Source organism: Cohnella soli, assembly GCF_042655525.1.
Classification (GTDB): Bacteria; Bacillota; Bacilli; order Paenibacillales; family Paenibacillaceae; genus Cohnella; species Cohnella soli.
The window spans coordinates 67,504-87,824 of record NZ_JBHSMI010000026.1 but is presented as its reverse complement, the minus strand read 5'-3'; the positions used below and the strand labels follow the sequence as shown (position 1 = coordinate 87,824).

At 45.6% G+C, this 20,321-nt stretch carries 18 protein-coding genes and 1 tRNA gene; 18 read left to right on the top strand and 1 reads right to left on the bottom strand.

The window, feature by feature from the left end; translation table 11 throughout:
• Positions 1–511: 511 nt before the first annotated feature.
• On the bottom strand, positions 512–3,097 hold the full coding sequence (locus ACFPOF_RS16430) for an S-layer homology domain-containing protein (protein WP_378134541.1): 2,586 nt from the start codon (positions 3,095–3,097) through the stop codon (positions 512–514).
• A 517-nt stretch (positions 3,098–3,614) separates the two neighbouring features.
• Here ACFPOF_RS16430 and ACFPOF_RS16425 point away from each other — a divergent pair.
• The 18 genes from ACFPOF_RS16425 to ACFPOF_RS16340 all read left to right on the top strand — a co-directional run bounded on the left by ACFPOF_RS16425 (position 3,615) and on the right by ACFPOF_RS16340 (position 20,312).
• Entirely contained in the window at positions 3,615–4,226 is a 612-nt protein-coding gene (locus ACFPOF_RS16425) for a hypothetical protein (protein WP_378134539.1), read from the top strand.
• 335 nt (positions 4,227–4,561) lie between these two features.
• On the top strand, positions 4,562–5,989 hold the full coding sequence (locus tag ACFPOF_RS16420) for a sigma-70 family RNA polymerase sigma factor (RefSeq protein ID WP_378134537.1): 1,428 nt from the start codon (positions 4,562–4,564) through the stop codon (positions 5,987–5,989).
• Positions 5,990–6,432: 443 nt separating this feature from the next.
• Positions 6,433–6,693, top strand: coding sequence for a CPCC family cysteine-rich protein (locus tag ACFPOF_RS16415; RefSeq protein ID WP_378134535.1), 261 nt, complete (start codon positions 6,433–6,435; stop codon positions 6,691–6,693).
• A 157-nt stretch (positions 6,694–6,850) separates the two neighbouring features.
• A complete protein-coding gene (locus ACFPOF_RS16410; RefSeq protein WP_378134534.1) occupies positions 6,851–7,267 on the top strand; it encodes a hypothetical protein in 417 nt (138 codons plus the stop codon).
• A 197-nt stretch (positions 7,268–7,464) separates the two neighbouring features.
• The gene (locus ACFPOF_RS16405) at positions 7,465–8,019 is read left to right on the top strand and encodes a 2'-5' RNA ligase family protein (protein WP_378134532.1); all 555 of its coding nucleotides are present in this window, start codon (positions 7,465–7,467) and stop codon (positions 8,017–8,019) included.
• 240 nt (positions 8,020–8,259) lie between these two features.
• Positions 8,260–9,228 carry a sigma-70 family RNA polymerase sigma factor gene (locus ACFPOF_RS16400; RefSeq protein WP_378134530.1) on the top strand — a complete coding sequence of 323 codons (969 nt, stop codon included), beginning with the start codon at positions 8,260–8,262 and terminating at the stop codon, positions 9,226–9,228.
• Between the two features lie 193 nt (positions 9,229–9,421).
• Positions 9,422–10,015, top strand: coding sequence for a DUF2441 domain-containing protein (locus ACFPOF_RS16395; protein ID WP_378134528.1), 594 nt, complete (start codon positions 9,422–9,424; stop codon positions 10,013–10,015).
• Positions 10,016–10,231: 216 nt separating this feature from the next.
• The gene (locus ACFPOF_RS16390) at positions 10,232–10,699 is read left to right on the top strand and encodes an NUDIX domain-containing protein (RefSeq protein WP_378134526.1); all 468 of its coding nucleotides are present in this window, start codon (positions 10,232–10,234) and stop codon (positions 10,697–10,699) included.
• A 229-nt stretch (positions 10,700–10,928) separates the two neighbouring features.
• On the top strand, positions 10,929–11,069 hold the full coding sequence (locus tag ACFPOF_RS16385; RefSeq protein WP_378134545.1) for a DUF3953 domain-containing protein: 141 nt from the start codon (positions 10,929–10,931) through the stop codon (positions 11,067–11,069).
• Between the two features lie 114 nt (positions 11,070–11,183).
• Entirely contained in the window at positions 11,184–11,678 is a 495-nt protein-coding gene (locus ACFPOF_RS16380) for a hypothetical protein (RefSeq protein WP_378134524.1), read from the top strand.
• 168 nt (positions 11,679–11,846) lie between these two features.
• Positions 11,847–12,242: a GNAT family N-acetyltransferase gene (locus ACFPOF_RS16375; RefSeq protein ID WP_378134522.1), complete on the top strand. Its 396-nt coding sequence runs from the start codon at positions 11,847–11,849 to the stop codon at positions 12,240–12,242.
• 271 nt (positions 12,243–12,513) lie between these two features.
• Positions 12,514–13,263, top strand: a complete 750-nt coding sequence (locus ACFPOF_RS16370) for a hypothetical protein (protein WP_378134520.1) — start codon at positions 12,514–12,516, stop codon at positions 13,261–13,263.
• 13 nt (positions 13,264–13,276) lie between these two features.
• Entirely contained in the window at positions 13,277–13,675 is a 399-nt protein-coding gene (locus ACFPOF_RS16365; RefSeq protein ID WP_378134518.1) for a restriction endonuclease, read from the top strand.
• Complete coding sequence (locus ACFPOF_RS16360; protein WP_378134516.1) at positions 13,659–14,471, top strand: hypothetical protein; 813 nt, start codon at positions 13,659–13,661, stop codon at positions 14,469–14,471. Before ACFPOF_RS16365 ends, ACFPOF_RS16360 begins: the two co-directional genes overlap by 17 nt.
• 198 nt (positions 14,472–14,669) lie before the next feature.
• A tRNA-Pro gene (locus ACFPOF_RS16355) sits at positions 14,670–14,736 on the top strand.
• Between the two features lie 140 nt (positions 14,737–14,876).
• Positions 14,877–16,337 (top strand): Wadjet anti-phage system protein JetA family protein, encoded by a 1,461-nt coding sequence (locus ACFPOF_RS16350; protein ID WP_378134514.1) that lies wholly within the window; start codon positions 14,877–14,879, stop codon positions 16,335–16,337.
• Between the two features lie 5 nt (positions 16,338–16,342).
• Positions 16,343–16,948: a DUF4194 domain-containing protein gene (locus ACFPOF_RS16345; protein WP_378134512.1), complete on the top strand. Its 606-nt coding sequence runs from the start codon at positions 16,343–16,345 to the stop codon at positions 16,946–16,948.
• Positions 16,917–20,312, top strand: coding sequence for an ATP-binding protein (locus ACFPOF_RS16340; protein WP_378134510.1), 3,396 nt, complete (start codon positions 16,917–16,919; stop codon positions 20,310–20,312). The genes ACFPOF_RS16345 and ACFPOF_RS16340 overlap by 32 nt, the downstream gene beginning before the upstream one ends.
• Positions 20,313–20,321: the final 9 nt, after the last annotated feature.

Here is a 20,321-nt window from a genome sequence, read left to right as displayed (position 1 = left end):
TAAATGCTTTGTCAAACTTCTTCCGTTGCCCCATAGAAATTCCCTCCACCTTTTATTATAGAGGGTTTCTCTGTGTCCATCTATTCGGGGCAAGATCAAAGGTCGCGTAAGAAGCAATCTTCGATACGCTTGCCGAGTCAAACCGGAGTAAAATTTACTCCGGTTTTGGGGTAAACTTGAATACAGAAGGGTGTAGGTTCAATTACTACCTTTGTTCATCTAATACCGAGTCTGATGAATATTTCAGTCCTATGGAGCCATTAAGTTAATGAATGAGACCACTTTGTTAATAAAATAGAGCCACGATGTTAATGTACAGAGCCAGTATGGGACCCAACTAACGGGCAGGATACTGCGGGAGTATCATCAAATAAAATACAGCTGCGGACCAAGACTTAATTTTTCAGGTCTTGGTTCGCAGCTGTTTCTTTTGAATGGATCATGTTCTATTTATTTTTTCAAAAGCTGTCGATGCTTAGTTAATTAACAACTCCAGTCTACAATCTGAAGTTTACGGTAGAACAGGCTGCCAGTTGCGTGCCGGGATATACCCGGACGCGACATGGGCTTCATCGAATGTGACTGGCGTAATCATCTGTCCGAGGAGATGGAAATCCTCATCATACACACCAACGAAATTGTACATGTCATTCACAAGCTTGGGGACATTTGGATCGTCAAAAACAGGATACGTAAAGCCGCCTATTTCCTGACTGTTTTCCATATTGTCATAGTAAATCGTTTTTGCGGGTCCCATCACATAAAAGACATAGCTGGCGGGCATTATGTCAAGTTTATAATCTTCTTTCGGTAAGCCTTCAGGCAAGACGGTTACTTGACTATTCATGGGTATTGTACCAGTGGTTATATATTTCGCATTCGGGAAATCCTGCAATAGCCTATCCTTTTTTACAAATACCGTGTAACCGAACTGATAGGGCCTAATGGTGCCTGGATAATTAACGAGAGCTTCGATCAACTCTTGGGTTGTATAAGGCACCACTTCGATCGCTCCATTGTTGGAGACAACGTTCACAATCGAAAAGTCGTAGTGATATTGTCCTTCCGCAAAGACTATGTCGTTTTTCATAATCTGAACATCCCAAGTTCCAACAGTGTTGGTGACTTTACCTTCGGGAATTACGCAAATAGTAAACTTGCATGTCACGAATGGTTCGGAGGAGCCGGGTTCGAACAATTTCACCGTGTCTGTTTCCCCTAATCGTTGACCGTTTACTGATCCCTTATAGAGGGCATATTGCGAAATCCTACCGGCAAATGTCCCAATTCTCAAGCCTTCTTGTATGGTTCTCGGATATTGGAATTCGACCCTATACATTTTCGTTGATTTCCCATCTTTGCTTTTTACATTAATGTAAACACTGACGTCCTGGAGCGGACGGACGCTCACCTGGAAAGACGGATTATCTTTAGTCAAGACACCGGAAGCAATAAGAGTCCTTCCTGGCCCGAAAATCGTGTAAGATACGGTCGCGTATGTCGCGTGCGTGACGGAAATCGTCGTCGTAACGGGCTCGGCCATCTCCCTAGGAGTGACGATACTATATGCGAACACAGAAGGAGTAAAACCGGTTCCACCTGTGTTCATGAAGCTTGCATCCAGTTGATTCAGCGTGAAATCCGATACGGCCAAGCTCTTTAGTGTCGCGTCCCGGCAATCGTCCGGAGATAGGATGCATATATTATCGCCACCATTGTTTCCGCCACTGCCACCGCTGTTACCGTTGTATGAGCTTCCGCCAAAAGCGCCGATGCTGCCCGAAGCACTTCCATCTACGTTAGTCGGACGCTTCTCAAAACTCGATCCAGCGGCGCCGTTATTGACGGTCGCTTTATCAATTGTGCCTTGACCAAGTAGTTTCGCAACGGCGTTCAGAACGAGCTCCGCGATGGTTGCCTCGCGGCCAACTTCAATCTGATTGTTCGAAGCGTCGTTCCCAACATCGAGCTGTCCGACCGAACCCTTAGGCAGACTGATCCGAATGTCCGAGGATAGCACTCTGACATTTTCGAACTGTCCCGTGAGTTGAACATTCGAGCCGGCCGGCAGATTGTCCGCAAGCTCGACATTCTTGAAGCCGCTATCCGTCACGCTTGACTCTTCTAGCTTAACCGGCGTATGGACGACGACATTTTCGACGGAAGTGGCTCCGACGACCACGACACGTACGGTTCCGTCTGTTTTGTCGATCGAAATTCGCACAAGTACGGAATCCTCGAAATGGATAGAGTTCGCTCCTCCCCCCCGAACGATGGTCGTACCCTTGACAGTTACTTTCTTGAAGGTAGCATCTCCCTCGCCTACTCCAGCGGTAAGCGTCAAGTCTCCCTCGATTATGAGGTTACGAAGCGTAACCCCCGGAGCCGACACGATTACGTCCCCGCGGATTGTCTCGGTTCCCGTCTGGGGACCGTACACGCCCGCTTGGGAGTATTCCGTAGCCGGTTGGTGATAACTTCTTGCTTTGTCGAGCAGTGTCACGGCTTCCGCTCTCGATAGTAGATTTTTCGGAAGGAAGTTGCCCGTGGCGTTCCCGGATGCGATACCGGCTTCCGCTAGAGCGGCTACCGCGCTTTTGCTCCAGGAAGAGAGAGCGCCAGAATCTCTAAAGGAAGACAGACCTTTCAAATCTATGGACGAGAGTCCGAGATAAGAGGCAATCATGCTAGCGGCCTCTTCGCGGGTAACCGGATTACCTGGGCGAATCGTCCCGTCTGCGTATCCTTTCACGTACCCCGCCTTAGCAGCGATGGCGATCTGATTATAAGCCCAATACGTACGGGCTAAATCGGAATAAGAAATATCGGAGACTTCAGTCAGATTATTGGATCTGTTGATCAGAGTGATCAGTTCTGCTCGTGTAATCGGCTGATCCGGGGAATACTGGTTGCGGTATCCTTTAAGCAGACCCTCGCTCACCCATTTACGTAGGGCGATCTCTGCCCAGTGGCCCTGCATATCGTCTTTCGCTTTCTTCTCGCTGGAAGCGGCCCAAGCGACATTCATGACCCCGAAAACCACTGCGAGCAGAACGATCATGCTTAACGTTTTTGTTAAAAACTTTGATTTCGACATATGACGTCTCCTTTGTTGATCCATTCTATTTATGAGGAACTAGAAATACTGGGATAAATAGACTATTCTAGTATATAGAAATCGGAAGCATTTTCCATGCAAAATATGTAAATCCCTTACACGCTCCTGTGCCTCTAGGTGCACTCCTGGGTGTTCGAGAATCCGGAACTACCATCCACGGGATCGTTAGGTGTGCAAACACAAACACCTCGTAGTTAGAACACGGCTTGTGATGAGACGAATCTGATATAATGTATAATGAAACATTTGGGGCCGCAGGTGCGCTGGCGTGGCTCCTATTGCGGCCTATTTTATCGGAGAGAGAGTTGGAAAAATGCAAGCAGATACTGCACTCTGTCTGTGTGGAAGTCAGAAACCGTTCTCGAATTGTTGTAAATCTTTGATTTCCGTTCAGCCAAACGGGGATATCTATTATCCTGAGCCGTATATTGTTAATCAGGTAAGGAACGTTTCCGCGTCATTCGAGTCTTTCTATTCGGAAAATAGGCCGTCGATAATGAAAGACGTCGTTTGGTACTCCGGAGTGGCACAGGGATATAGTGCGACAAGAGGTGAGCGCACCTATTTCATACAGATACCCGATCCCTGCCAGTCCAAACTTGACGATTATGCCGTTGCTCATGAAATGACTCATTGCATATTTTATGATCAAGGGTTCCCACTTCTCTCTTTGGAAACCGCTTACTGCAAAAATCAGAGGGCTGCTGAGATGGCTGAGGCGATCCAAACAATGCTCCACGACATTCTTGTGCAAGATTATCTTGGACAAAGGGGATATCGCCTAAAGCGATTTTTCATTCGAGAGAAAGACGAGGAGCGCGAAAAACTTTCAGCATTAGGCAGAGAACCAGATCAGGAATTTGATGTTTGGCTTTGGAGATTCAACTTTGCTTCTGCTGTGCTCGATTGGCATCAAATCAATCCCAATTCTGAGCCAGAGTATTTCACTTGGTATGCATCCCGGTTTCCGAATATCGCACGAGAAGGTCGGGAGATTGCTGGATTTGTTTTAGGGTCAGACGGGTTTAGCTCCCCTGAGAAAATGACTCTTCTGTTGAGTGCTATCCTTAAACGCTATGATCTGTCTGGCTACTTTAAGTCCCTTTGATCATGCAACACCACTATTTCCGATTCTGTACTTCTGACCCGATATCTGGGCCAACAGTTGCTGCGGAGTAGTTAGGTGCGACGGGGGGCAAAACAGGAAACCAGATTTAACTAAAGGGATTTACGCTAACGGAGAACGATAGTTCGATGAAACTTGGAGCAGTTGCCTCGGCATCTTGCTCCTATTTTCATTGAAGTAACGGTAAGTTTTTGGGAACCCGGAGTAAGGACTTCGAACATAAATGTCGAAGTTTTTTTGTATGCAAATTTTTCCTTGGGTAAGACCGACGGAAATCGAGGAAGTAATGTGTCTGCTTAATCAAAGGGGGGTAAACAGTGTGTGACGATATTGAACGGGTGCAAGCGGCGCTGCTTGGAGATTGGGAGGCTTTTGGCGCAATCGTCCGCAAATATGCAAACGTCGTGCACGCCGTTGCTTATGAAGTGGTTCGGGATTACCACACTGCGCAAGACATAGCGCAAGAAGCTTTTCTTAAAGCGCATATGAATATGCATTCCTTAAAAAATCCCGAGAAACTTGGGAGTTGGCTATATTCTATCGTCAGGAGGTTGAGTCTGAATGCACTAAGAACAGAAGGAAGATATACGTCACTCGAAGCTGCTTTCGATCTGCAGACAGGTCAGTCGGTCGAGGAACTGGTATTGCAGCGAGACGTAAGAAGGAAGGTTTTCGATGCTTTAAACTCCCTAAAGGAACCACAGCGGCTTGCATCAACACTCCATTATGTGGGTGGATTTACCATTAAAGAAACAGCTGAAATTTTGGATATTTCCATTGATGCGGCAGAGAGTCGAATTAGAAGGTCAAAAGATTCGCTAAAGAAGGAGTTGTTTGTACTGATGGATGGTTTAATGAAAAATGATGGTTTTGAACAAAACATCGAACGAGAAGTCCTGCGTGCGATTGTGCCCCGCATTGCTACGATTGAAATTCCCGTATTCGATTTACGCAGAGCAGTTGAATGGTACGGTGATATGCTCGGTGCGAAGCTTCAAGGGGAATGGAACGACGAATGGAAATCTGCGATGTTACACTTTCAAGGCGGATCGGGAGCGATTGGCGTGCCTTCAATATATCTAGTAAAGACAGAAGATAAACGCCGATTAACATTTAAGAATACGCGGCATGGCTATATTCAAAGTGTCATTGACCTCTATACACATGATCTTAAAGGGTACTATCGATTTCTAAAAGAACGTGGGGTTGACGTAAACGAGATTGATTGGGAGCAGGAACCGAATCGCCAAGGTTTTGGTTTTCGGGACTGCGACGGTAATTCGTTCGGGGTTTGTAATGTTGAACTCACTGGTCAAGGAGGCGGGAGTCAAGAAACTCCAAAAGCGCATCCGTTCGTATGGCGTGTTGCAGGCGTAGAAATTCCCGTGACGGATTTGAAAAAAGCTGTTGCCTGGTATACCGTGACCTTTGGCATGAAAGTTCTCGGTGAACCGGAGGGAGATTGGGAGGCTGCAATGCTTTATCTTGACGGAGGCGAACGGCTTGGAGTACCGAACTTTTATTTGGTTGAAACACAAGATGAACAACGACTTGCTTTTGTGAACTCGTACGCGAATGTAACCCATAGTGTAATCGACTTCTACACAGCAAATGTTGAGCCGATGCTAACAGGGTTGCGTACTCGTAAAGTAAAGATGAATGGAGCAAGCGGATTTTTTGACCCAGATGGGAATTCACTAGCCATATGCAGCGCTGTACATCGTGGACAAGTTAGTAATTATTAGAATGTTGATAATGAAACTTGCCGTTACGGATAGCGCGGGAGGTCATTATACCAAAATAGTACAAACTGGAATGGTCCATTAAAGTAACGGGAACGATAGTGCAATGAACAACAGGCTACCAGTAAATCGGCAACCTGATTAGCTAAGATATAATTTACTGTTCATTTATAGCCACGAGCCTTCCTCAATAGTATCCAACTTATCTATAGCATCGGACAACTGCTCTTCGACTTCTCGAATTGTCCCGTTGTTTGTTGTTAAATTGAGTTTACTTAATTCGGAACGTATTCGATTAATTTCTATTTACGCATTTGCTGAAACTGTTCTTCGTTCAAATCTAATTCCCCCTGTGATGTATCGTATGTTTTAGTATTTCCAAAATGAACAATTTGGCGCACGCTCCGTTGCCTAATGGGCAGTATATATTAAGTGGGGTGCTGAAGATGAAGAGAATACAATGTCCATGTTGTGAATATTTCACTGTTGATAGCGATGATGAGGTAATTGTGGATATTTGTGATGTTTGTTTTTGGCAGTATGATGCTGTTGCTCATGATTATCCTGATAAAAATATTGGTGCAAACCATATTTCATTGTCTGCAGCAAGAGAGAACTACAAGAAATTTGAGGTGTGTAAGAAGGAATTTAAACATATGGTTCGAGAACCACTGGAAGTAGAACTCCCTGAAAACAACTTAGAATAACATTAAGTTGTTCAGTAGGGACACAAAAACTCAATAAACTACAACACGAGGTTACCCCGAAATCGTTTGGCAGCCTCAATGAACTAACGGGCAGGATAACGGAATAAAGGCATGTAATATATACTACAAAGTAAGAGTCGATTTAGGTGGTGAGTAATTGAAACAAATTCATGCTTTTGATAAAGACCTATGGTTCACTTTTGAAGAACATTGCAAAGGTAAGCATTTCATTGTGGGGAATCCTCATACTTTTCATGGGAGAATATCCGCATACTGCCCACAAAAAGATGTTTTCTTTAATGTTTCGCTTGGGGAAATAGGTGACATGCCTATAACTACGAAGTATTGGATTAAGGGATTCTTATCAGGGAATGAACCATCACCTCCAGTTGATGAAGAAGGCGATATTTATCCGCCAAAACACGAGGATAGTATTCATTGGGATAAAAGCGTTACCTTGTTCCACAAAACAGGATTTTGGTATTCGGGTGAAAGAAATTGTACAATTTGCGGGATCAAATTATTAAATTCTTTGACTGGTTTTGAGTGTGAAAATTGCTTTGAAGAGAAATAGTGTTGAACTAATGGGTACGATACTCGAACGGCTGCTACGGAGCAACTGTTATTGCGAACGGGCAGTTTAACACTAAAGCAGGATTTGGAAAATATTTGAGGAATAATTTCTAAAAACATAAATGTTAGGAAAGTTGATGATTGAAATGAATAGGAACGCTCCGAGAAAAATACATATTATTTATAGAGGGGTGTAAAATGCCCTTTTTCATAGGAATCGTTCCACCTGAAGATTATAAAGAACAAATTTTGGTGTTTCGTAATAAATGGGCTAAGACATTTCGAAATCGATGGGATGATAACGGATTTAGGGCTCCTGTGGAGCCTCATATTACCGTTAAACTCTCAAATGGACTTACGGAGGATATGAATTGGCTTGAAAAGGTAAGAGAAACTTGTTCTTCTTTTCCAATCTTCCAGTTAACTTTGTCTGAACCAGGATCATTTGGAACAGCGGTTACATTCCTTAGCGTTGAATCGAAAGAGATATATAATCTACACAAGAATTTGGTAGATGCGGTTTCCTCACCTCCCGAACTTATTGACAGTAATACAGAGTTGGATTACTTCATTCCACATTTGACTTTGGGTCAAACAAAATGGGGCATGGATGAAGCAGAAATTATAGAAATGAAATTGGCTGCGAGAGAAGCATTACCTCCTTTTCCGAGCTTCGATGTAACATTCGTGCGGTTATTTGATATCAAAAAAAACATACCTTTAGAAGATATCAAACTTGCCAAGTTGTTCTAATCAGATCATTGAACTAACTGGTACGATAGTTCAATCATGATACGACGGCAGCCGGCCTCAGAACGATCGGCTGCCGTCGTTGCGCTAACGGGCAGAATAGCGCAACAAGTAATAGAAGGTAAATATAGAGTCGTATCGAAGTGTATATGATATTTATTATAGAAAATCGGTAATCTGTTTTGACTGTAATTGGTCCAAGGATCCGTCTATATAAGTGGGACGGTTTTACAGAGGTGAGACATGACCAACGAAGATACTATACTGGTAAGACAATCAGCTCAGGGAAACACGGATGCATTTAGACAACTGGTTGGGCGATACGCCAATGCCGTTTTTTTAGCTGCCTATTCAAGGTTGGGCGATGCCCATAATGCAGAAGACGTAGCTCAGGAAGTCTTCGTGAAAGCCTGGTATAACCTAACCAAACTTCAGGACGCAAGTAAATTCGGAAGTTGGCTCTTGAGTATCGCACGCAATACTGCGACGGATTTTGCTCGCAAAACGAAGCCTTCTGTGAGGCTCGAAGATGCCGTGCTGGTCGGCAGTGCCGAGAACTTCACCGAAGAAACGTATTTGCTGCGCGAACGGCAACAGGCAGTATGGAAGGCGCTGGGGGAACTAGATGGAAAGTATCGTATGGTTATTACTCAGTATTATTTAGGTGGTTATACCGCAACGGAAATCAGTAAGCTGTACGGCATGAGTCTTAGCTTAGTGGAAAGTCGTCTTCGAAGGGCCAAAACAATTTTAAAGAAGGAGTTGTTTGAATTGGTGGAGCAAACGATGACGGAACAGAAATTAGGTTCGGTGTTTGTTACAAAGGTAATGAAAAGGATCACAGGGCTAGCATGCATTAATCTTCCGGTCCGAAATGTCGAGGTTTCAGCAAAATGGTACGTTGAAAATCTTGGTGTCATCTTGCTGCGAGAACCTATGCGCTTTGATCAAAACGCAAATGCAATCATTCAACTTGGAGATAATGGTCCAAGCGTTCTAATGCATGAAGAGCAAGAACTGACCCCGTTACATTTTACACGAAATGGGAAGCCAGCGCCGATCTTTGAGTTGCGTACCGATGATGCTGAAGCATTTTATACGCAATTGCTGGAAAATGGGGTAACCGTATCGAATCGTTATGATAACTTACCCTGTGGAAAATATTTTCATGTTCATGATCCAGACGGCAATGTAATTACAATTGTAGAGTAAAAGGGATGAACCGTGTACAGTTCAGGGCTGTAATGCGGCAGCTTTGATTGCGCTAACGGGTACGATAGCTCATCATGACACGACGGCAGCCGGCCTCAAAACGATCGGCTGCCGTCGTTGTGCTAACTGGCAGGATAATGCTGGTAAATACCGAATTAACCTACGTTAACAGTGGTTAATAGGAGGGCATAACATGCAAGAAAACGAAATGTATGTTTACCACATTGTCACTCGGAATATAATGGGCCTAGGGCAGATAATAAGCTTTGACAAAAACGAAAAAAACACCTTATATCACTTCTTTTTTGAGAAGGAACAGATGAATTCCAAAGGTGAAGACTTTATTCAAATTTTGCGCAGTCATTATACAAATGAAGGCTTGAAGATGGATAAAGAAAATGCTGATGTAGCTTTTAGGTATGTAGGTCAAACAATCAGAGCTATTAGAGAAGTGATAGTTGAAATGGTTAGACTCCAGGAATATCCAGAATATCCTTCACGATTGTCTTGCTTATACGCCGCAAAAAGCTATGAAGATGCTTTGCGATGGAAGGAACTGTTTGAATCTTACCATCGCAAAGTTTTGCAGATAGTAAAACTTCGAGTTATTGGGAATGTCTTTGAGGGGGATGGGAACCTCTTACCAAAGGAAGATGGAAGTCCTTTCTCTCGAAAAATTGAACAGGCCAGAGATTATTGGAAGGGCAATATAAATAACGATCTTCCTGAACTGCTGATTAACGGAGAAATCGAAGTAGTAGAGATTATTGATAACTTATCCTCTTAAGTCTAAAACACCGTTGAGCCAACGAAAACTATCGCCTAATACAACGGACAGCTACGAACATGCAGTTGTTCCGTTTTTCAATTCAACTAATGTAGAAGGACAAGAACATACATTGTTTCTCGCGTCAGTTATTAAGCTAAAGGGCAGGAGACTTCCAATATGTGTTAATATTAAGGTGCCTTTAAACGGCCAACTAATTTCTGGGGGTTGAAGCAATTGTCCAATTTCCACCATCTGACAAGAGGCATTATTATTAGTGATAATAAGGTTTTACTGGCGCATGCAATTGGACATCGAAACACCTTTTTACCGGGTGGCCATATTGAGTTTGGTGAAAGTGCGCCGATTGCTCTAAAACGCGAAATTGAAGAAGAAATAGGGTTGTCTTGCGATGTAGAGAGTTTTTTAGGCGTGGTCGAACATAAATGGGAGAAAGACAAGGCGTTACATTGCGAAATCAATCAAGTTTTCAAATTAAAAATCCCCGAACTGGAAGCGCCAAAATCCCCAACATCTCGTGAGTCACATGTTGAGTTTTATTGGGTGCCAGTAAATGAACTTGATAAGCATAATTTACAGCCTTATCCTTTTCGTAAACTTATCCACCAACTTGTTAACGGGGATGATTCTGTATGGTGGGAAAGCACATTAGATAGTGAAATCAATTTAGATAATATCGGATAAAATAACCTTAGTCATTTCAACTCCTAACGGGTGACGATAGCTCAATCATGATACGACGGCAGCCGGCCTCAGAACGATCGGCTGCCGTCGTTGCGCTAACGGGCAGATTAGAGCATAAGAAAAAGAGGTGGGCATATTGTTAAAGATATTACGTTTTGTTTTATCAGCAGTGGCTATTATAATCGCCGCTTATGAATTCATTACACAGACTTTTGATTTCCAACCGCTTATGCTATTACTGTTGGGTTTAATGTTGTTGGTAATTAGTTTAGAGGAATTTAAAAAAGACCGTAAAATAACGGGTTGGATTAATCTTGTTGTCTTCCTGTTAATATTTTTTGAATCAATATGGAACTTTCTGTTGCACTAACGGGTACGATAGTTCAACGCATACTCGAAGGCAGCCGACCAGTAAGATCGGCTGCCTTTGTTCAACTAACGGGCAGATTGGTTCCAATATGCGGTATAATAGGAATGTAAAGGAGTGATTCTTATTCGTATTCGCTTTCCCCTTCTATTTCTAAGCATCCTGCTATTCTTAGTAGGATGCCAAAAGACCGCAAGCACGCAACCCGTGCATTGGTCGGCTACGAAGGAAGAGGCACTTTCGCATTACAAAGAGCAGCTGCCACGAGTGAATGAGACGTATCTTGAACTTATGTTGACCACAGGTGAGTCTGTTGTTTTGGTGCAGCGAAAGCCTTCCACCTATGCCATCGGGGAATTTTATATGAATCAAGGACAGTATGCCTTTGATCGAACCTCGGCCTGGGTGGCCATGGGAAATACAACAGGCGCCATGTGGGCGTTTACCACCAAAGCAGGCACCGATTATAAACTAAAAATCGCCAAGAGCCGAGAGGATACAAGTAGTTTCTATAACAAAGCGCTCGGCGTCTACATGACGGTAAGTGAAGGAGATCGCGAGTATAACGACAAAAACGTAACCAATCTTATCGCCGCCGCAAGTAACGGGTAACGAGAGTGAAGCGATGGAGCTGATCCACCGCTTTTGCTGCGCTAACGGGCAGTAGAGCGAAATAGTAATTAAAGAAATGGACCAACGTTAATTACCAGAATTGGTCCTTTTCATCATTCCATTTTATGTATATTATTATATAAATCAATTCACATGAGAGGTTTACATATGACAATTGAGTATAAAATTACATCTCTTTGTTCTAAAGATGTTTCGGAGGTTTTTAAAAGTTCTGGAATTAAACGTCCTGCGGATGACCTTGAACGTATTCAAAAAATGATTGATAATGCCGATGTTAACATTTCTGCTTGGGATGGGGTTAGGCTAGTAGGCATTGCAAGAGCGATTACTGATTTCTCATATTGTTGTTATTTATCAGATTTAGCGGTATGTAAGGAATATCAGAAGACAGGTATTGGAACAGAACTTGTTAAGCGTTTACGGGAACACTTAGGAGAAGAGGTTTCTTTATTATTGCTCTCTGCACCGACTGCAATGGAGTATTACCCACGTATTGGCTTCGAAAAGACAGAAAAAGCATTTTTGATACCGAGAGTAAAGTAATGAACGACTAAACTAACGGGTACGATAGCTGAAAAGTGTAAATGGGAGAGCCCTTATATTCTAATGGCTCTCCTTATTAACTTGTTGGCTCTAGTTCTATTTCGTTAACATCATGGCTCTCACTAATTAACCAAGTGGCTCTACCGCACCGATCAGTTTACCCTATCTAACGTTACGGTGAGCCCTATCACAAGTAAGGCGAAATTTATGGTTTGGTCTCCAGAAAACAGGTATAATTTGTAATTATGATTAAAGGAATGGAGGAGATATTATGGCTGCCTTACTGCATAAGGATAGGATCTTCATGCTTATTAAATTTCAAGACAATAAAGATCATCTTCTCTCGTTGCAAGAGGGGAACATTTGGATGAATAACGGACAGTATTTTATTGATAGGGAGAAGGAGGACGGCGCACAAGGAATCGGAGATAGATATGAACTGAGTGCAGTCTTAAATGACGTGAGTTTACGTTTTTACGAGGAGGGCACTGATACTTTAGTACTTGAGGGCGAAGCGGGAAGAGTCACTTATACAGATAAAGCGATAACGAAAAAACCGATTTTCTGTATGACTCATGTTAGTCATGATTCATTAAAAATTGTAAAGGAACTGGAAGATAGTGTTGATTGTAGTATAGATTTTGGTGAAGCTGATATCGATAAAATTGTAGAGAACTTTGGGAAGTATGCATTAATAATAAATCCTCAGGCTTTCATGGAAAGAATCAAGGAATCATTTGCTAAACAAGATATTCGCTTTGTTGCAGATAAAGTAATATATGAGGATTTTCAAGTTAATCAAAAGCAACGTCTTGAAGATTACAACCAAGGGAATCCCTCATTGTTCTTCTATAAAGATAACGCGTTTAAGCATCAGAGAGAATATAGAATTGCCGTTATTAATCGGGATACAGACACGGCGTTCTCACCTAATATAGGAAAGCTTTCCGACATGTCGACGATTGTGGAGACTAAGGATTTATTCGGTGGAAAGTTCATGCTGAATATTTCGCAAAAGTAGCTAAATCACAAAAGTGAGCCTAGAGGCTTTTTCGGACAAAGGAAAAGCCCCTTCCGTCGTTGATTCGGCAGAAGTGCGGGGCTATGCCGTTCATGAGGTAGTGGTCAGCGTCAATGACGGGGGAGTCAATCTAGTCATTGTGGACAAGCGTGGAGAAAGAACGGCTGTGCAGGCAAAATGCTATGCAGATCATAATTTGGTTCTATTGCAGACAGTCCGGGAGCATATGGCGGCCAATCGGAATCATAGCTGTATCTTGACTCTACTGGTTACGACTTCGGATTTGACGGAGTCAGCGAAAAAGGAAGCCGAGCAATTCCGGGTAGAGTATTGGCATGGTAGGGTTGTTAGCCGGAAGATTAATAGTTGGAAAGCTAACAAAACAAGGAGGACACATGGAACACGAACTTGATTTATTCGAAAATGCGATAGATTCGTTACAGCATGGTTTAGCTCATTATATGGAGTATGAAGAAAACCAAGAAGTAACGGATATTAAACAGGCAATCATGAATCTAGTCAATTCCATTGACCTAATGATATTGGAGAAATTAAGACGTTTCGATGAGGAACAGATTTACGAAAGCGAACAGCAGGATAAATACGGATTAGGGTACAGAAAAACTATCCATGTGGATAAAGCATATAGAAAAATCAGGGATGAGATTGATGCTATTACGACAGACGAGTTTAAGGCATATGAAATCCTAAAGATTTTGCGGAATTCCGCTACTCATGCATCGTTTACTTTTGGATCTAATAGTAAATCCAATATCGTATTCTTATTACACTACATTGCACGTTTTTTGGAGGATGAGCTGGAAACCGAGATTGACGAATTTTTATCGACCGAAGAGTTTCATTTTTATAACCAAACAATAAAAGGGATGAGCTTTGGTGAAGTTCTTCAAGATCGAATTGATGCAGCCATTGAAGCTGAAATTGATTGGTTAAACTTTAGATCAATAAAAGATGGTGGGACAGGTGTTGTTGCAAGCTGGCCCTGCCACGAGTGCAGTAAAGTGGGAATATCAGTAGATGAGGACTTGGCTCCAATCGGTGAGTGTGCATTTTGTGGACATAAACATAAAGTCGGGGTATGTGAAGTCTGTTCAACTGAGTTCGATCCTGATTGGGATGGCTTGGTTGATGAGGAAACGGGACTTGAGTTGTGCGAGTACCACTCTGATTCGGACAATTACGATTAGAGAAAGCATACTTGTTTCCGAAGGCACCCAACCCGGGTGCCTTCGGTTTCGCTCTATAGATGTTACGCTGAACCGTAACCAAAATAAAAGCTTGAGCGAACATCAATCCCGGCGTGAATCTAGTGATTAGCGTAGTAAATTATGTGTTTGGGGAGCATCCACAGTCCCAAAAAAACAACGTGTTTTTGAACCCGGTCCTTAGCTTAGCTGGCAGAGCGTTTCGCTGGGAGCGAAGAGGTCAGTGGTTCGACCCAGCTAAAGTCCATCATACACTGCAAACGTACGCAGTCCTTCGGGGCTGTGCTTTATTGTTGGATTTGACTTAAACATGTTCCGAATGTTTGAATATTTCCCATATGTTATACTGAGTGCATTAACGCGGAACGGCGGGGGAGGTGTCATATTTTGAAATTATTCGACATTTTACCGGATTATTTCTTTCAACTGTTGACAGGCTCCAACAAGCGGCTCTACGCGGAAGCGGTTTTGTCGATATATGAGCTATCCAAGGACCAGCGATTTGGCATTCGGCTTGATGTGCTGCGAGACCTACTTCAGGAGATTGTCGAGTCTTATCAGGCTCTTGGAGAGGAACTAGTGACAGACGATGAGAACGAAGGTCTTGGAGAGTCCCCCGCGGTGGAACAAGCGACTGAGCGACAATTTACCCTAGAGGAGGCAGCCCGGATGCAGGCGAATTCGATGCTGCGACGGTTGCAGACGCTTGGATGGATCGACGTGGAGGTGAGGGAGCATTTTCAGCAGTATGTGGTGTTGCCCCATTACTCAAGTCGTATGCTTGCGTTGTTCCAGGAGCTCTGCGAGGCTAGGACGGTGGAGTACCAGCGCTTCGCCTTCGTGACCTTCCAATTGTTGACGGGGGAGGAGGCTCGGCGGCGACCGGGTTTTGCGGTGCGAGAGGCGGAACGCATGTCGGAACAACTGCAGCAGGAGCTCGTTACCCTCTATAATAATATGAAGCATCATATGGAGGAGGTGGTCCGGCAGACGTCGATACAGGACGTGTTAGATCACCATTTTGACGTTTACAAAAGCCAGATCATCGATGTCAGCTACCACCGTTTGAAGACATCCGATCATGTTTCGAGATATCGGTTCCAGATTTTGCAGACTGTGCAGGAATGGATTCTAAACGCGGACTGGCTAGCAGAAGCGGCTGAGGATGCGTTGAAGAACGATCAATATGCTTCCTTATCGGAGTCTGAGCAGGGCGTCCGGCGGTCGCTGTATACGATCGAAGCGATCTATGGAACGCTTGACGAGATCTTCTATCAGATCGATCTACGCCACAATCAATATTTGCGTTCCTCATACGATCGTGCGAGATACTTAAGCCAGCACCATCAAGGGCTGGATCGGCAACTGGCCGATGCGCTCGAACGACTGTCGCAGATTCGGAAGAGACTTCCGGAGGAGGTCGAGGCCGACCTGTGGCCGGAACTGTTCGCCTTGCGGCAATCGTCGCTGCTGGACGAGTCGTCGCTTTATACGCCACGACGAAAGAGGGCGCCCCATCAGCCGGAAAAGCATGTGACAGTGCCTGTCCCGGAGGAGTTGAAGGAGGAACTGAGGCAAGCTAATTTGGCGAGAATGCGCAAGGCGATTACGCGCAAGAAAGTAGACGCTTATGTGCAGGAACGTCTGTATGGGCGGTCGGAAATGGAGCTCGCAGAGCTGGTTCCCGGCAATGTTGAGGAGTTTCTGATGTTGACATATGTTTACTTGTACGGGCAAGACGGAAGCTCGGCGTTCCGGGTGGAGCGGAGCGGGGAGCGAACGATTTTGCACATTGGTGGCTATAGGTTTCATAATCACCGCATTGTGCGGACTGCAGGGAGGAGTTGAGGCGGATGTTCCCGGATTTGAGCGAATCGGAGCGAGAAAAGGTGAGCACGGCGATCAATCGGCTGCTCGCCATCAATTTCGCAGCGAAAGAGAAGGATCGAGAAACCTATATGATTGTTCGCAGGCATCGGGACGCGTTAGAACGTTTTTTCCGGTTCTTGAAATGGGGTCTTGTTGTGGATGAGCGGCATGAATGCATCTTTGTCCAAGCCGCAGACGGCGGCATGCGCTCTCGACTAAATCGGGATCAGAGCATCTGGCTGTTGGTGCTCCGCCTATTGTATCAGGAGAAGCGTCAGACGCTGTCGCTGAGCGAGTTTCCTATGACGACGACGTTCGAGATTCGCTCGAAATACGAGACATTCCGGTTGCCGTGGTTAAACCGGACGAATCTTGAGCAAAATGTGCGATTGTGCTCGCGTTATCAACTGATGGATGCATTGGACGATGATGTACGCGCGGACGATTGCCGGTACCGTCTTTTTCATACGTGGCAATATGCCGTACAAGCGGATGAATTGGTGGCTGTTCAAGAGAAGCTGAAACGTTACGAGTCCGGGGCTGAGGGAGGGCTGCTCGATGAAATGGATGAAGAAGCTGAGGCTCATTAATTGGCATTATTTCTCTGACGAAACGATGGAGTTCGGCAAGCAGACGCTGATCACGGGTCCGAACGGGGCGGGAAAGTCGACAATTATCGATGCGCTGCAGGTCATCTTCATCGCGGATCAACGGCTAATCCGGTTTAATCCAGCGGCTCACGACGAGGCCAAACGGACGTTGACAAGCTATTTGCGGGGCAAAATAGGAAGCGACGACCGGACGTTCCTGAGAGACGGAGATTTTACAACTTATATTGCGGCAGAATTCTTCGACGACGACAAGCGCGAGAGTTTCGTGATTGGCACAGTGATCGATGTGTTCAGGGACGGCGCCTACGACGAGGAGTACTATATTATTGCCGAGAAGCGACTAGATGAAATGGAGTTCGTAAAGCTGTCGGGCGAGCTGCGTAATCGGGAGGAATTTCGGCGGTTGTATTACACAGCCGGAGCTGGTCATGGAATCTCATCGCGGGTCCGCAGCGTATTCGAGCGGAGCAAATCGAACTATCAGAAGGCGCTGCTACAAAGGATGGGCGGGCTGCATGAAAGGTTCTTCAGCTCGTTCCTCAAAGCGCTATCTTTTAAACCGATTCATAGCGTGCGGGATTTTGTGTATGAGAATATTCTGGATGAGCGCGAGCTGCAGCTCGCACTTATGAAGCAGAATTTCGATATCCATGAGAATTACCAGCGCGAATTGGAGGAGTTGCAGCTCCGAAGGGACAAGTTGATCGGAATTCGCGAGAAGTTCGAACAATTCGTGAAGCATCGCGAGACAGTGAAGGAACAGGATTACGTCATCCGTCGACTGAAGGTGCAGTTCCAACATGAAACCGCGGAAGCGCTGGAATTGAAGCTTCGGCACACCAGTGAGAAGATAGCACGAGCCGGGGAGGAGAAGGAGCTTGCCGGATATAAGCGCGAGGCGGTGGCTCGCGAGTCACAGGAGGCTTATCAGCGGTGGCAGAATCATGCCGCGGAACGGCGCAAGCGAGAGCTGGAGGAGAAGATTCAACAGCTGGAGGAGGCCAAGTCCGACCTAGAACGTAAAATGCAGGCCGCGGTTCGGATGCTTCGGAGCGAACTATCGCTGCTGGAAGATTTGTTCGGGTGGATTGGCTCGACGCATGCACCGGTCCGGGAGAGAGATCGCGAATCGCTACAGCTCGCGATGGAGACTGTTTCCGTCACAATGGGATGGCTGCTGCCGGAACAAGTACCGTTGTCTGTGGATGTGGATCTTGGCTCAGTGGAGGAAGCGTTTCGACGAGCGGGAGTATTCCTATCTGAGTATCACATGCGCCTTATCAAGGCCATTTCCCAGGTGGAAGACCGGCTGGAGACGGTATCCGCCGAAGCAGAGGAACTGCGCCGTGTCATCACCGATTTGGAAAATCGCAAAATTACGTATCCGGCTTCAGTGGACAAGCTGAGGTTGCTACTGGTAGAGCGGTTAGGATCGCGTTCCAAGGTGCGCGTATTTTGCGAGGAGATGGAATTAGAGGACGAGGCTTGGCGGGATGCGGCCGAGGGGTATCTCAACACACAGCGGTTCGACCTGCTAGTGGATCCTCCTGTATTTGCTGAGGCGCTCTCGTTGTATGAAAGGGACAAATTTACGTACAAGCTTGAGGGAGTCGGTCTCGTCGATACGGAGAAGGAGAGCCGGTTTGTCGGTACGGCGCAAGCCGATTCGATCGCGTTGTTGCTACGTACAGACGATCCTGTTGTACAGGCGCATGTAGACCATCTGCTCGGAAACGTAATTCGCGCCGACAATGAGCAAGAGCTGCGTAAACATCGGACATCTGTGACACGGACGTGCATGGTCTATTCAAATTTAACCGCACGTCAAATGACGAAGGATCGGTATCGTGTGCCTTATATTGGATCGAGGGCGATAGCTCGTCAGCTCGAAATCAAGCGAGAAGAGCTGGAGGTGGTATTGTCTAACGAGGCGAGACTGATGGTCGAGCTACGGGAATTGAATGCTTGGTCCGAGCGTCTGACCGATAAACAGACGTTGTACGGAGAGCGTCTTGCCGGATTGCTGGCGCTTCCGAATGATCTACAGGAAACGGAAGTGACGCTGAAGCGACTGCATGACGAGTTAGAGCGTCTCGACATGGCTGAAGCTGTGCATCTCAAAGCAGTGTTCGAGGATTGGGTGGCTGCTGAGAAGCTTTGGAACAGCAAGCAATTGGCCGCCGCCAGTGAAGAGGCTGTTCAGACGCTGGAGAAGGATATGATTCTCGCCGAACAGGTACGGCAGGCAAGCATAATCCGTGACGCGGAATCCTGGCTACAGGTTTGGATGGCGAGTCATGGCGCGGAAGCGTTGCAAGGAGCGCTAACGCGGTGGGAAGAAGCTGAACGGCAGCAGGCGGCGACGGAATCGAAGATCATGAATTGGGAAGGCAATTGGAAAGGGAATCAAACCCGTCGGGATCAAGAATTGGAGCAGATGAAGGAGTTGAGGAGGAAATATAACTACGACTACTCCTTATCCGCCGACATCGCCGATGAAAATAACCATGCCTACGATTCATTGCTGCACGATATCGAGCATCTGAATATCCCAGAGTATCAGGAGAAGGTCGCCAAGTCGCTGCAGGATTCCGAGGAGGAGTTTAAGTCGCATTTCGTCTTCAAGCTGCGTGAAGCGATTGAGACGGCTCGCCGCGAATTCCATGTACTAAACTTTTCTCTTCGGAATTTCCCGTTCTCCGCAGATAAGTACCATTTTGAAGTAACGGCTAGCGAGAAATACAAACGCTTTTACGATGCGATTATGGATCCGCAAATTATGGAGCGCGGCTCGTTATTTGAGCTGGCGAATGAGGAACGTTCTGACGTGCTGCACGAACTGTTTGAATTGCTCGTGCGAGGCGAGGCAGGGGACATGGATGAGTTCACCGATTATCGCCGCTATCTCGATTTTGATATGATTGTGCAATCGGGGGAGACGCGTTACAGGTTCTCGCAAGTACTGAAGGAAAAGTCGGGTGGGGAGACACAGACGCCTTTTTATATCGCCATCCTGGCGTCGTTTCATCACTTGTATACGAGCGGCAAGACGATTCGGCTCGTCGTGTTTGACGAAGCGTTCAATAAGATGGATGAGCAGCGCATTCAGACCAGCCTTCGCTTGATCAAGCAGTTGAAGCTCCAATTGATCGCCTCCGTGCCGGACGAGAAGATGCAGCATATGGCCCCCGAGGTGACGACGACTCTGATCGTCAACAACCGAAATCACCAATGCTTCGTCGATATGATTGATCGGTGGGAGGACGAGACGCAAGTTACTGCGGATGCCGTCGAATCCGATGGGGTCGACATCGACGTGCCGAGGCAAGAGATGTTGTTTTGAGGCGGTGAA

What these genes read in the sequence shown, in the direction of transcription:
- ACFPOF_RS16385 (WP_378134545.1), top strand. Translation starts at nt 10,929, where the DNA reads ATGCTATTACTGTTGGGTTTAATGTTGTTGGTAATTAGTTTAGAGGAA.
- ACFPOF_RS16375 (WP_378134522.1), top strand. Translation starts at nt 11,847, where the DNA reads ATGACAATTGAGTATAAAATTACATCTCTTTGTTCTAAAGATGTTTCG.
- ACFPOF_RS16370 (WP_378134520.1), top strand. Translation starts at nt 12,514, where the DNA reads ATGGCTGCCTTACTGCATAAGGATAGGATCTTCATGCTTATTAAATTT.
- ACFPOF_RS16360 (WP_378134516.1), top strand. Translation starts at nt 13,659, where the DNA reads ATGGAACACGAACTTGATTTATTCGAAAATGCGATAGATTCGTTACAG.
- ACFPOF_RS16400 (WP_378134530.1), top strand. Translation starts at nt 8,260, where the DNA reads ATGACCAACGAAGATACTATACTGGTAAGACAATCAGCTCAGGGAAAC.
- ACFPOF_RS16415 (WP_378134535.1), top strand. Translation starts at nt 6,433, where the DNA reads ATGAAGAGAATACAATGTCCATGTTGTGAATATTTCACTGTTGATAGC.
- ACFPOF_RS16425 (WP_378134539.1), top strand. Translation starts at nt 3,615, where the DNA reads ATGAAAGACGTCGTTTGGTACTCCGGAGTGGCACAGGGATATAGTGCG.
- ACFPOF_RS16430 (WP_378134541.1), bottom strand. Translation starts at nt 3,097, where the DNA reads ATGTCGAAATCAAAGTTTTTAACAAAAACGTTAAGCATGATCGTTCTG.
- ACFPOF_RS16345 (WP_378134512.1), top strand. Translation starts at nt 16,343, where the DNA reads ATGTTCCCGGATTTGAGCGAATCGGAGCGAGAAAAGGTGAGCACGGCG.
- ACFPOF_RS16395 (WP_378134528.1), top strand. Translation starts at nt 9,422, where the DNA reads ATGCAAGAAAACGAAATGTATGTTTACCACATTGTCACTCGGAATATA.
- ACFPOF_RS16405 (WP_378134532.1), top strand. Translation starts at nt 7,465, where the DNA reads ATGCCCTTTTTCATAGGAATCGTTCCACCTGAAGATTATAAAGAACAA.
- ACFPOF_RS16340 (WP_378134510.1), top strand. Translation starts at nt 16,917, where the DNA reads ATGAAATGGATGAAGAAGCTGAGGCTCATTAATTGGCATTATTTCTCT.